Source organism: Nostoc sp. NMS4, assembly GCF_017115095.1.
GTDB lineage: Bacteria > Cyanobacteriota > Cyanobacteriia > Cyanobacteriales > Nostocaceae > Nostoc.
Genome location: NZ_JABXKI010000050.1, coordinates 49,640 through 62,353 on the forward strand (window position 1 = coordinate 49,640; position 12,714 = coordinate 62,353).

At 42.0% G+C, this 12,714-nt stretch carries 11 protein-coding genes; 7 read left to right on the plus strand and 4 right to left on the minus strand.

The annotated features are described in order from the left end of the window. Positions 1-37: 37 nt before the first annotated feature. The 4 genes from nifN to HWQ37_RS02360 form a co-directional block, all read right to left on the minus strand. Positions 38-1,348 carry a nitrogenase iron-molybdenum cofactor biosynthesis protein NifN gene (gene nifN / locus HWQ37_RS02345; protein ID WP_292743239.1) on the minus strand — a complete coding sequence of 437 codons (1,311 nt, stop codon included), beginning with the start codon at positions 1,346-1,348 and terminating at the stop codon, positions 38-40. Continuing rightward, positions 1,348-2,781, minus strand: a complete 1,434-nt coding sequence (gene nifE / locus HWQ37_RS02350) for a nitrogenase iron-molybdenum cofactor biosynthesis protein NifE (RefSeq protein WP_292743241.1) — start codon at positions 2,779-2,781, stop codon at positions 1,348-1,350. Before nifE ends, nifN begins: the two co-directional genes overlap by 1 nt. Before the next feature lie 372 nt (positions 2,782-3,153). Then, positions 3,154-4,119 carry a nitrogenase iron protein gene (nifH, locus tag HWQ37_RS02355; protein WP_292743242.1) on the minus strand — a complete coding sequence of 322 codons (966 nt, stop codon included), beginning with the start codon at positions 4,117-4,119 and terminating at the stop codon, positions 3,154-3,156. A 634-nt stretch (positions 4,120-4,753) separates the two neighbouring features. Continuing rightward, the gene (locus HWQ37_RS02360; protein WP_292743244.1) at positions 4,754-5,887 is read right to left on the minus strand and encodes a substrate-binding domain-containing protein; all 1,134 of its coding nucleotides are present in this window, start codon (positions 5,885-5,887) and stop codon (positions 4,754-4,756) included. A gap of 540 nt (positions 5,888-6,427) precedes the next feature. Here HWQ37_RS02360 and HWQ37_RS02365 point away from each other — a divergent pair. The 7 genes from HWQ37_RS02365 (at position 6,428) to HWQ37_RS02395 (ending at position 12,241) form a co-directional block, all read left to right on the plus strand. Then, positions 6,428-6,793, plus strand: coding sequence for a hypothetical protein (locus HWQ37_RS02365; RefSeq protein ID WP_292743246.1), 366 nt, complete (start codon positions 6,428-6,430; stop codon positions 6,791-6,793). 420 nt (positions 6,794-7,213) lie between these two features. Beyond that, on the plus strand, positions 7,214-7,588 hold the full coding sequence (locus HWQ37_RS02370) for a hypothetical protein (protein ID WP_292743247.1): 375 nt from the start codon (positions 7,214-7,216) through the stop codon (positions 7,586-7,588). A 393-nt stretch (positions 7,589-7,981) separates the two neighbouring features. Then, positions 7,982-8,623 carry a hypothetical protein gene (locus HWQ37_RS02375; RefSeq protein ID WP_292743249.1) on the plus strand — a complete coding sequence of 214 codons (642 nt, stop codon included), beginning with the start codon at positions 7,982-7,984 and terminating at the stop codon, positions 8,621-8,623. Between the two features lie 10 nt (positions 8,624-8,633). Further along, on the plus strand, positions 8,634-9,440 hold the full coding sequence (locus HWQ37_RS02380) for a pentapeptide repeat-containing protein (RefSeq protein WP_292743251.1): 807 nt from the start codon (positions 8,634-8,636) through the stop codon (positions 9,438-9,440). A gap of 395 nt (positions 9,441-9,835) precedes the next feature. Beyond that, on the plus strand, positions 9,836-10,483 hold the full coding sequence (locus HWQ37_RS02385; protein WP_292743252.1) for a histidine phosphatase family protein: 648 nt from the start codon (positions 9,836-9,838) through the stop codon (positions 10,481-10,483). 84 nt (positions 10,484-10,567) lie between these two features. Beyond that, complete coding sequence (locus HWQ37_RS02390) at positions 10,568-11,593, plus strand: glucokinase (protein ID WP_292743254.1); 1,026 nt, start codon at positions 10,568-10,570, stop codon at positions 11,591-11,593. A gap of 45 nt (positions 11,594-11,638) precedes the next feature. Next, positions 11,639-12,241 carry a hypothetical protein gene (locus tag HWQ37_RS02395; RefSeq protein WP_292743256.1) on the plus strand — a complete coding sequence of 201 codons (603 nt, stop codon included), beginning with the start codon at positions 11,639-11,641 and terminating at the stop codon, positions 12,239-12,241. Positions 12,242-12,714 lie beyond the last annotated feature (473 nt).

Here is a 12,714-nt window from a genome sequence, read left to right on the forward strand (position 1 = left end):
TGTCTTACTGAAGGAAACATCGGTATAATAACTAATATTAATGCTTAACCTTTGTTTCCTGCTCTAAAAACAGATTGCCAATATCAAATAAAAGTTGCATAGTCCCTCGATAGCCAACCTTGGTGAACTGACCATGATCTAAGCGGTCAAAAATGGGAATCCCTTGACGATAGAGAGGAATTTTTAAGCGTTGAGCGATCGCCACACCATGAGAGTTGGTAATTAGCAAATCAGATCCAACCGCCAATTGCTCAAAGTCTTCCAAATCGCCGATAGTGACACTAGGAATCGGAAGTTTTTCTAACAGAGGAAAGCGTGTTGTTGTCACTGCTGAGTGAATCTCAACTCCTAGCGATCGCAAAAAAGCAACTGTTGACCAAAGTAAATCTGGTTCCAACGCCAAAGAAACTCGCTTGCAACCAAAGTAAAAGTGATTTTCCAACATCACATGTTGTAACTGACGGCGTTGACGGCGGTATTTCTCTGGTACGCTAACACCACTGATATCCGCCAAAGCTTGCAGGAATTTATCTACTGCTGCTAATCCGGTTAGTTCACCAAATATCTCATAAGGTATATTGAATCTCTGCTCCAAAATTTGTGCTGCACCGCGCATACTATCACCTAGCGCCAAAGTGAATACAGAACTACCAATTGAGCGCAACTGTGCTGCATTTGTACCATTAGCTGTAATCGCACTAGAAGAATCTTCTATAGAGCCATCTAGTACGCCAGAAAGGTCTGGTACGACAATAGGTACAAGTCCAAAAGAGGTGACAATCTCTTTGATTTCCTGGACATCCCCTGGTGTGAAGGCAGAACTCGCCAAAATAGTGATTTGTGTGCGGTAAGCGTCTTGCTTGGAGCTTTTTTGAGGAATTTTCCTGACTATACTCTCAACTGCACCAGCAAAGCCATCCTGTAATGTACCTTTGAAATCTGGTGTAGAGACAAGCACAATTGGTAAATAATCTAGTTCTGGGTGACGGTGGCGAATCTCCTTAACAAAGCGCCCCATATCATCACCTCTGGTTTCCACCAGTCCAGTGCTACAAAGACCGATAATTTCTGGTTTGGATCTCTGCACCAAAGTCAAGATTGCTTGTTCAACTCTTTCCTCACCACCCAAAATGGTTGCAACTTCGGTCATCGCCGTACTGGAAAGGGGAATCGCCTGACGGAAATGTTGTACTAATACCGCCTTAGTCAAAGCAGTACAGCCTTGAGAACCGTGTAATAAAGGCATGATTCCCTTCAACCCCAAAAAGGCTAAAACTGCACCTACAGTTTGGCTTTGCTTCAAAGGATTAACTGCAACAGATGTACTCGTAACGCTAATAATCGCCATTAGATTTCCTCCTGTAAAGGGGATGAGGAAGTAATTTCTCCCTCATCTCCCCCTGCTCCCCCATCCTCTGACCACGGGGCTGGCTGGTATACTTGCTCCCATACAGGATTGTAAAAAGCGGCATACAATTCTCGTGCTACTTCTAAAATTCCTACATACCCTGCATAAGGATGGTTGCGTTCTTGATTAATATCTAGGAATGGAATTCTAGCTGTAAGAGAAGTGTCTTGATAGCGTTTATCAGCAATTAACATATCAGCTTGATTTTCGTTAATTATCTGTAAAATTTCTTCAGGACTATTTTGCTCTAGAATTATGCCATCTTGACCTAGCAAAGTTTTGACTCTAATTTTATCCTCCTCAGTATTATTCTTAGTAAGAATAGCAATAACTTCCATGCCCAATTTCTTAGCAGCAAAGATAATCAACCAACTCTTGAAACTTCCAATAGAAAGGATAATACGCTTACCTTGCAATCGGGTAATATACAGAGCGAGTTTTTCATCTATTGCAGCAGTTTCTTCTACAATTAACGTTTCTGTCTGTTCCTGCAAATCAGAACCACCTAATTTTGCAGCAATATTCCTTAAACACTGATTGATTGATTCTATGCCATAAATAGACTCTTCAATATAGGGAATGCCATATTTTTTCTCCATCCCTTTTGCCATGTTAATTAGTGCTTTGGAAGAGAGCAACACGTTAAGTTTGGCGCGATGGGCATAGCAAACTTCTTTGTAGATAGCATCGCCTGTAATTTTTGCCAAAACTCTGATACCTAATTTCTCCAATAACGGTAGAACATTCCATATTGCACCTGCGATATTATGTTCACCAATTAAGTTGATGTCATCAGGTGTACTATTCTCTGGTTCAGCTGTTCCAATAACGTGTTCTAGCAACGCTTCACCAGCAACACGATTGCCCAAATTTTGATTCCCAATAAAGCCAGGGCAATGTACAGGGATAGTGGGTATTCCTGTTTTCTCGGTGGCATTTTTGCAAACTCCCTCGATGTCATCCCCAATCAGGGCGGTGATGCAAGTGGAGTAGACAAATACTGCCGCCGGTTTGTAGCGTCTTGCTAATTCTAAAATACCTTTGTACAGCTTTTTCGCTCCACCGAAAATGATATCGTTCTCATCGATATCGCTGGTAAAACGTATTTTGTACAGCATCGAACTAGAAGAAAGACTGCTGTAACTTCCCCAAATACTGGCAGCACAGCCACTTGGCCCGTGGACTACATGAGCAGCATCGGTGATTGGTACTAGGGTAATCATTGCACTATCAAAAGCGCAACTCCCTTGAGTAGTTCCAGGTTGGGGTAATTGTGTAGAGGACTTTTTTTTATGCAATTTCTGTTGCTGAGGAGCATCTTTGGAATTTGACTCACTGAATGAATCGTTGATTTTTTCTGGGGTAGGATTCATTTGTTTGGTGACAATAGGTAGAAGTTATTAGGTGTTAACTGAATTCCAAAAAAATGAAGATGATTTTAATTTATTAACTATGTATCTAAAGTATGGAATAAAAGGAGATGAGAAAGATAGTTTTTCATCCCCTAAAACATAAACATCAACTAGGTTAGAGAAGGAGAAAACACAAACACGAACTAGACTATTAAAGTATTAATTTTGCTGTGTACACCTTGGTAGATTGGTGTTAATACGGTGAATATCAAACACACAGAGTTAAGATTAGCTATTCCATTACCTCCATTTTAAAAGATTGGTGAGAAAGTGGGCGAGAATAGCCCACCTAATATTTAGTGTGTATTTAGCACCGGAGTCTAAACAAGAACCTTACTTCTTCTCGCTACCAGAAACTATTTCTACATTTCCTTTTTTCACTGCTTCTAGTGCTTCGCCTTGAACGTCTTCTAGCTTCTTAGCCGCGTCTGCTTGGCTAATCATTTTTGCAGCATTTTCTTCACTTTCAAGGATGCCGAACTCAATCAACAAATCTTCTAGCTCATCCATCTCAATGGGTGTAGGAACGGTAAGATTTGTATTGTTGATAATCTTGTCTGCTAATGTGCGGTACTCATTAGCTTGTTTGCTGTCAGGCGCATACTCGTTCACTGTCATCCGGCGCAGTTCGGCGTGTTGCACGATATTGTCACGCGGGACGAAGTGAATCATGTGGGTATTCAATCTGGCTGCCAGGGTGCTAATCAGTTCATCTTCCCGGTCAGTTTGACGGCTGTTACAAATCAGCCCACCCAAACGTACACCACCAGTATGAGCATATTTGAGAACGCCACGAGCGATGTTGTTAGCTGCAAACATCGCCATCATTTCACCGGAGGTAACGATGTAGATTTCTTGGGCTTTACCTTCACGAATTGGCATAGCAAAACCACCGCACACAACGTCGCCCAATACGTCGTAGGATACGAAATCTACGTCTTGATATGCGCCATTTTCTTCGAGGAAGTTGATGGCGGTGATGATACCCCGACCGGCACAACCTACACCAGGTTCTGGTCCACCTGATTCTACACATCTGATATCCCGAAAGCCAGTGATTACCACTTCTTCGAGTTCGATATCTTCCACAGCGCCCCGTTCAGCAGCTAAGTGCAATACGGTGGTTTGGGCTTTACAGTGCAGAATCAATCGGGTAGAGTCAGCTTTGGGATCACAACCCACAATCAAGATGCGTTGACCCTTTTCGGCCATAGAAGCGAGGGTATTTTGGGAGGTAGTAGATTTACCGATACCGCCTTTACCGTAGAAAGCAATTTGTCTAATTTTGCCGTCGGACATGATGATTGATCCTGTAATTGTTTGTTTGGTGAGTCTGTCGGTTGATGAGGCGATCGCACTGTAAAATTACAGCAGTGGCCAGATGTAGAACGTCGTTGGAGGCGCTCGTTCTACAGCAAAAAGAGTCCGAACAAAGAACATATTCAAGTTTTGGTCAGTTTTCGTTGACCATTAGTCATTACTCAAGGAATATTGCAAGTATTACCATCCGCTCACTTACAGCGAATTGCAATCAAACGTGCCACAACTAAAAGCAATACTGGGCTTTGTTTTAGGATTTATTTTTGTGGCGGGTTTGATCGAAAACTGCTGTAAATGATTTCTCTAGCGCTAGCAATACCAATTGGAAAAAAGAAAGCGACAAATAGACCATTTGTAGAGACGCGATGAATCGCGTCTTTACTTTACCCAAGGATGTGTTGCAGTCATGAATTGAATTGGTATAATACCAATTGGAAAAAAGAAAGCTACAGATTCCAAGCCGGAAACTCAAATTGAAATCCGAATTACGAATTGAGCATCATCAGTTGTTGTAATCCCTGAAGGTTGCTCACACCTAAAGAGTGGTTGCAGCAGCAATTTAAACTTACGCCAAGTTTCCCTTTAACCACACAACCAACCATTGCAATCCACTCTAAACAGTCGCTACAACTTCCCCAATTTTGCTGATATCGTAACCGCCGAGAATTTCAAATTGTGAGTGAACCATTCGATGTCCCAAAGTACTGAGCAACTGCTGTACTGGTGCTTCTTCCAGATATTCTTTGAGAATCACCAAATCATATCGTGACTGATGTAAAGGGATAAATCCCAGCCCAAAGGCGGTAGCGACAGATGCCGTACTCATCCCAGCATCGGCAATTCCTCCGACCACAGCTTGAGCAACATCTTGGTGAGTTTTGAGTATATTGTCAAAGCCCTGAACAGCATCGAACGGTATCTGCTCCTTTTGGAGTGTTTGTTCCAAAAGCATCCGACTACCAGAACCGATTTCGCGGTTAACAATAGTCGCTCCCCCAGCAACTAAGTCAGTAACTGTTCTAATTCCCATTGGGTTCCCTGACTTTAACAAAAGTCCCTCCTCCCAGACACCAAGGGTAATCAGAACTGCTTCCCTCCCAGCCAGAACATCTCGAACAAAGGGAGTATTATACTCACCAGTCTCAGGATCGTACAGATGCATCCCCGCGATGTGCGCCTCACCTCTGCATAGACTGTGCAATGCAGCCATGCTATTGGCGAAGTTATATTGAACTCGCAGTTGAGGATGCCAGCGTTCGGTGGCTCTTGCCCATAGTGAAATTACAGGGGCACAACCAGCAATCACAACGGTGTTGTGAAGTGTGTCGAGATTATCGTCTAGTAGCCTGACTCGAACTTTATTTGTACCTGTAAGGCTTGTGCTTTCACCATCAGCCGGAATCATATCTTGGCGAAAAGCATCCTTACCAATCAAGGGATAAGCTATCCATTGTCCTCCGACACGAGCCATGCTAACTCGCAGTTGCTGACCATTAGGAACGGGTTTGGCAAGAACTGCTTCAATTTCAGGTAAATCCCGCTCTAACCAGAATAGATCCTCTACTTGACAGCCAAGCGCTTTGGCCAAGCGAAGTGTTATGGCTACTGAGGGAGCATATTGTCCCGACTCTACACCACTAATTGTCTGACGAGTCACATTAGCGATGTTAGCCAAATCTTGTTGGCTCATGCCTAAGCGAGTTCTAATTGACTTCAAGTTATTACGGAGGTCACTATCCTGCTTCATTGGCTTTATCTCTTAGTTTCAAAAAGCCGTAGCGGATTTAACTTGCATCTGCCAAGGCGAAAGTGTAGTCTTTGAGTTTATATCATTTCTCTTTGAAGACTTTTTGTACTTTCGCTGTCTCGATTCCCCATATAAAAAGACTATCACAGAAATTGCCAATTTGCTTGCGAAGCGCAAATTATTTTTGCGGATGGTTACTTTTTACTTGCTCCTTTGGCTCAAAAGCCCCAAATAGCAATAAACAGAGCATTTATCTAGCAATCAAACTTTACCAATTAAGTTGGTAAATAGTATTATTTAATACAGTTTTAGAGATTAGTTTCAGCTTTGATGCTTGATAGGCGAGTAATACAAACGTAGAAAACATATCAACCAATTTCGATTTTTTGGGTAAATTTTGCCCTGACGAAAAATTACCTATTTGACTAAAGTGAATATGCACATAGCATCAGCAAAGAATTGCTGGTTTAAATTTTTGCACAATCAATTAGGTACTTACCAAAGTATGTAACAGATGGCAACAAAGTAATGGAGAGAGTAATGATTACTGAAGAAGACTTAGCCCAACAATTTAATGTAATTATTGAACACACTCATCCACGGGTATGGAAACTGTTAAGTCAGTGTTATGTGAAGATAATCAATCCTCATCCTCACTTAACAAGAGTGAATAGAAAAATATGCATCCGTCATGCAAAATACATTGGTATTTATTGCCCTGACAGACTAATTAGTGGTGTAGTAGAACAAAAAAACCTACTCAAAGAAGTAGCAGAATATTTGGGGCTAGTTGAAGTTGTTTGCATTAATGCCAATAACTTGATGCGCGATCCTCTCTCAAATCTCAAGCAAGCTTATCCACAGTTGTGGTTAGACTTGTTATGGATTGTCACTCAAGAGCAATAACCTAGTACCGCTTCGCGTAATTCGTAATTCGTAATGACGCGACGCTCGAAGACTCGCTACCGCTTCGCTATCGATGACTCGCTAACGCTATGCTAACGTAATTCGTAATGACGAGACGCTAAAAGCGAACGAATACTCGCTACCGCTACGCTAACGTAATTCGTAATTAGCATTACGTAAGGGTTTTAGACATTTTGAATGGGTGGCTTATTTCCGCCGTGCTGTACTAGTGGTCTGTCAAATCCATTTTGACGGTTGGAGAGACGCGATAAATCGCCGTCTCTACAGAAAATTTATTCGTCAATTATTTCTTGAGAGACTACTAGTAAACCTGATTTTTTTGCAATATTCAATCTGCAAAAAAACAAAAATACCAATCTTCACCGTAGCTTCGTTACTTTTGAAGCTTGCTAAAAACTTATGAACCAACCATGCTTACATCCAGATGATTTGCCTTCACCTCAAACAATCAAGCTGAGTGAAATACTATTTAGACAGCTTGAAGAAGCAACTAAAAAAAGCTTTTTCTTAGCGTGCGATCGCATGACGCGGATTTTGTTATCGAGTTGTCATTGGTATTTCCAAATCAATAGTGGCGTTTTGACGTTGATCTTGATTTGTAATAGTATGGAAAGTCATCGCAATATCATGAAAACTGTTCCCCAATTTGCCGATCGCTTAAAACAGTTTGCCAATAGAGCTAAAATTACTGTGAGTTCTCCAATTGACAAGGGTATACCGTGGGTACTCAGTATAGATAATGTCTTACCTGAAGGGGACTTGCCGAGTACCTGATAGATAAACTAGAAAAATAGCGATCGCCCTTCCTCCTGAATATTGGCGATCGCGCCAAAACAAAGTCCTCCTGCCCCCTGCCCCCTGCTTTGGGAGATGTTGGGGAAATATTTGGGGTAAAACTAGGGTAATGTAAAAGGGTCAAGATGTTTACAAAGCAGCTGTGTTAAACAAAAATTATGTCGTCCGATCAAATTAGATTTTATCCCACGACGATAATGGTCTTCTAAATAGGCATTAACTTCTATAATTGCCATTTGATACACGGGTGTAAATCCGTTAGACAGATTTTGCCCTCCTTAATACCCTATATTGTCAAGTTAGGCGCTTATATCTTGCAGTATATAGATAACTTTTAGATAACTTTTACCCTCACGACTGGAGAGCAAAATCTTGGGCATAGAATTACGCAGTTTCGTATTTCTCGACAACCTGCAACCTCAACATGCAGCATATATGGGAACAGTAGCCCAAGGCTTCTTACCATTACCAGGAGATACATCACTGTGGATTGAAATCTCTCCTGGTATCGAAATTAATAAAATTACAGATATAGCCCTAAAATCTGCCTCTGTCCGTCCAGGGGTACAGGTAGTTGAACGACTATATGGACTACTAGAAGTTCATTCTAGCTCCCAAGGCGAAACGCGAGCTGCTGGTCAAGCTATTTTGGCAGCACTGGGAGTCAGAAGAGAAGAATGTCTGAAACCGCGGGTTATTTCTAGTCAGATTATCCGCAACATTGATGCTTATCAAACACAACTAATTAATCGCACGCGCCGGGGACAGCTACTACTAGCAGGTCAAACGTTATATGTATTAGAAGTTGAACCTGCTGCTTATGCCGCACTAGCGGCCAATGAAGCGGAGAAAGCAGCGAGGATTAACATTCTTGAAGTTCAAGCTGTCGGTAGCTTCGGGCGGCTTTACTTAGGTGGACAGGAACAGGATATTCTAGCAGGGGCACAGGGAGCGTTAACGGCCATTGAAAGTGTCGCTGGTCGGGTAAATTCTTTGGGTGGTCGTCAGGAGTAAAGGAGAGAAAATGGCAAATCGAGAGCATCTAACTTTACTCAAAGCAGGTGCAGTTAAATGGATTGAGTGGAGAAAGAAGAATCCCCAGATTGAACCAGACCTCAGCGCTGCGAATCTGCAAGGCGATAACCTCAGAGGTGCAAACCTCCAAGGGGTCAACTTGAGAAGAGTTGATTTGGGTAATGCTTTACTCGTGCGAGCAAACCTCAGTGGTGCTGACCTCAGTAGTGCCAACCTCTACAAAGCTTTTTTGAATGAAGCTAACTTGAGTGCGGCTAACTTCAGTGTTGCTAACTTGAGTGGCGCTATACTTACTCAGGCAGATTTGAGTCATGCCAATTTGATTGGTGCTGACTTGAGTCAGGTGGATCTTAGAGGTGCTGCGATCGCATCTGCTAATCTAATTGGTACTGACTTAAGAGGCGCTAACTTGAGAGATGCCGATTTAGGCGCAGCGAAGTTGATGCGGACTAACCTCTCTTTTGCCAACCTCATTGAAGCTAACTTAATTGCAGCTGACCTCAGCGAGGCGAGTTTATACGAAGCAGATGTTTTAGGGGCTTATCTTTACAAAGCTGACCTATACAAAGCTAATCTAACCAAGGCTCACTTCAGTGGTGCATACCTATTGCGGGCTAACCTAAGTGAAGCTGATTTGAGTCAAGCTGACTTAAGTTGGACTAACCTCAGAGACGCGAATTTGGCAGGGGCGAATCTCAGAGGAACTAACCTTAGAGGAGCCGACATTCGGGGAGCTAACCTCAGTGGCGTAAATTTTCAAGAAACAATTATGCCTAACGCTTCAAGATACGATTAGCTTATAAGAAATAACCCTATATAGCAATCCTAAATCATTTGTGAAAAATTAGATCCCCGACTTCTTCGAGGATGCTGCTGGCTAATAGGGGGTAAGACCCCTCGATTGAACGATAAAACAAGGCTTTTGGAAGGCGATCGCATTATTAATATTGCGTCGTAAACCCTATAAAATCGTGGGTGTGAGGGGTGATACCCCTGAATCGCCAGCAGTGTCCGTAAAAGTTGTCGGGGATCTTGTTTAAAACTACACTGAACCACATATAACTTTTCCTGATAGTTAGTATTATTAATAATTATTACGATTTTGTCATAATATATGAATATTTATAGCCCTCCTTGCAGATATCTATATTTGTTTAGCGGCGAATTCTATTCACCGGAATGATTAAACTTATGAGTCAAATAGTCTGGATAGCAAGACACGCTAACCGCCTCGATTTCGTAAACCCCGATTGGTTTCTCACCGCCGAACGACGCTACGATCCACCCTTATCTGATGATGGTATGCTTCAGGCGCAGCAGTTAGCTAGACGATTGAAAAAAGAAAAGATTGGACATATTTTCGCTTCTCCTTTCCTGCGAACCGTACAAACAGCAAACGCAGTTGCAGAAATGCTCAACTTGCCGATTAAACTCGAAACAGGTTTGAGTGAATGGCTAAATCCAGTTTGGATGACAGAAGAACCTGAAAGACTCTCAACTCGAGCATTAGCAAAGTTATTCCCCAGAATTGACACCAGCTATACCTCACGTATCGCCGCCAAATTTCCTGAAACCCACGAAAAAGTGCGAGAACGTTCTGGACAAACTGCTAGATGTTTAGCTACTGAGTTCTTCCCAGAGGATATCCTGCTAGTGGCGCATGGTGCATCTGTGTTGGGCGGAGCAATGGGGCTAGTAGGGGACATTGCCAAAACAGAAGTTAAAGCTTCTTTATGTTCTCTGGTGAAAGTGGTACGCCAAGACCCAGAATGGTTATTAGAACTAACGGGAGATACTTCCCATTTAACCCACATAGAAGAAGTTATTCGATTTGCCTAAACCTTTGATAGAGATTTGGGTTCATGGCATCTGGTACGTTGGGTATATCCTACAAAAAAAGTAATTAATTCACGTATAAATTCTATGACTTTGTTACTAGCAGGAGACATCGGCGGGACGAAAACTATTCTGCGATTGTCTGAAACATCAGATTCAGAAGCTTTACATACTATTTATCAGGAAAATTACCACAGTGCTGATTTTCCCGATTTAGTACCTATAGTGCAGCAGTTTTTGCTCAAAGCCAATACACGAACACCAGAAAAGGCTTGTTTTGCGATCGCAGGCCCTCTTGTCAACAATACTGCAAAACTGACTAATTTAGCCTGGTTTTTGGATACCGAACGTCTACAACAAGAATTGGGTATCCCGCAAATTTCTATGATTAACGACTTCGCCGCCGTTGGCTACGGCATTTCAGGTTTACAAAAACAAGACTTGTACACCTTACAAATTGGCAATTTTCAACCCGAAGCCCCGATTGGAATTATTGGTGCTGGTACTGGCTTAGGACAAGGATTTTTAATAAAAAAGGGAGATTACTATCAAGTCTTTCCTTCTGAAGGTGGACACGCGGATTTTGCCCCTCGGAATGAAATCGAGTTTCAACTGTTGAAATACTTGTTGGGTAGACATGATATCCAGCGCATTTCTGTAGAACGGGTGGTTTCTGGAATGGGAATTGTCGCAATTTATCAGTTTTTGCGCGATCGCCAATTTGCCACCGAATCACCAGATATTGCCCAAGCCGTGAGAACTTGGGAACGAGAAGTGGGACAGGAAGAGAAAAGTGTTGATGCTGGTGCTGTCATTGGTACAGCCGCATTGCAAGGTAGCGATCGCCTCTCGGAACGAACTTTGCAATTATTTATAGAGGCTTACGGTGCAGAAGCCGGCAATCTCGCCCTGAAACTTCTACCTTACGGCGGTTTATACATCGCTGGGGGAATTGCACCCAGAATCTTGCCTTTAATCCAAAATAGCGATTTCTTATTAAATTTCACCCAAAAAGGTAGGATGCGCCGTCTCTTGGAAGAAATTCCTGTGTATATTATCCTCAACTCGCAAGTTGGCCTAATAGGTGCTGCTTTATGTGCTGCTAGGTTATAACAGCTGGCATCATCAGTGAGATCGGCATCTCAAAAGGTAAAACTTATGACAGTTAAAAGTCTGTTGCCACTAATCGCCGCCACCATTCTCTGTGGTGGCTCTATTCTTGTGGAAGCGCGTCAACCCAAACCTCCAAAGGCTGTTGTTAAACCAACGGTTTCTCAACCCGCGCCGCCACAATGGAAATTATACACTGCTCCCGATGGGCGTTTTACAATTTTGATGCCGGGAAGCCCCAACAGAAATACCGAATACCAAAAAACTTATATGGGGGAAATTACCTTAGAAATATTTGTTGCTCAACCACCAAAACAGCAAGTAGCATACATAGTTGCTTACAATGATTTTCCTTATAGTTATGGTCAAATGGCCGATCCCCAAGCTGTGCTTAATAATGCGCGAGATATGGCTTTAAAGACTACGAAAAGTAATTTAATTAGTCAACGAAACATTCGTAGTTCTAATAATCATCCCGGCAAAGAAATTGAGTATATCAATTCTGGAGGGAAAATTACTATAAGTAGAATGTATGTTGCTGAAGGAAGGCTATATCAAGTAATGGCAATAACTACAAAAAAACAGCAGAAGACGCTAGCTAAAACTATTACTGGTTATTTAAATTCTTTCCATGTAGTTTTGAAAAAGTGAAATAATTAAAACCTTTACTAGATTAGCCTTGTAATCAATTACAGGGCTTAAGGTTTTTTGATGAAAATTCTAGATCGCTAAAGATGCGATAAATCATCATAAAGACGCGATAAATCGCCGTCTCTACAAAAGATTAATTATTGTAGAGACGGCGATTCATCGCGTCTCTTGCCTTAACCGAATAGTATTGTCCGTTAGGGGATTTAGTTAGTGGAAAATCCTTGTTACTGGGATAATGAACGTGATACGGCTATGTTTCAGTCCCCGTTAGGAGGGGATTTAGTTTGTGGAAACAAGGAAGCTTATAAACCTTTTGACTTTCAATATTTTTCAATAGCCACGAATTACTTATACAAAAAAGATAAGGGATTACTCATATTTTCGGCAAAACCAAGAATACCGCGATCGCTATGTTCGTCAGGGGGAACGCATCTAAATTATATTGACAAAATACCGTATTAATGTATCAACAC

Bases quoted from the DNA above. Each gene is read 5' to 3' on its own strand.
- nifN (WP_292743239.1), bottom strand. From the start codon at position 1,348: ATGGCGATTATTAGCGTTACGAGTACATCTGTTGCAGTTAATCCTTTG.
- nifE (WP_292743241.1), bottom strand. From the start codon at position 2,781: ATGAATCCTACCCCAGAAAAAATCAACGATTCATTCAGTGAGTCAAAT.
- nifH (WP_292743242.1), bottom strand. From the start codon at position 4,119: ATGTCCGACGGCAAAATTAGACAAATTGCTTTCTACGGTAAAGGCGGT.
- HWQ37_RS02360 (WP_292743244.1), bottom strand. From the start codon at position 5,887: ATGAAGCAGGATAGTGACCTCCGTAATAACTTGAAGTCAATTAGAACT.
- HWQ37_RS02365 (WP_292743246.1), top strand. From the start codon at position 6,428: ATGATTACTGAAGAAGACTTAGCCCAACAATTTAATGTAATTATTGAA.
- HWQ37_RS02370 (WP_292743247.1), top strand. From the start codon at position 7,214: ATGAACCAACCATGCTTACATCCAGATGATTTGCCTTCACCTCAAACA.
- HWQ37_RS02380 (WP_292743251.1), top strand. From the start codon at position 8,634: ATGGCAAATCGAGAGCATCTAACTTTACTCAAAGCAGGTGCAGTTAAA.
- HWQ37_RS02385 (WP_292743252.1), top strand. From the start codon at position 9,836: ATGAGTCAAATAGTCTGGATAGCAAGACACGCTAACCGCCTCGATTTC.
- HWQ37_RS02390 (WP_292743254.1), top strand. From the start codon at position 10,568: ATGACTTTGTTACTAGCAGGAGACATCGGCGGGACGAAAACTATTCTG.
- HWQ37_RS02395 (WP_292743256.1), top strand. From the start codon at position 11,639: ATGACAGTTAAAAGTCTGTTGCCACTAATCGCCGCCACCATTCTCTGT.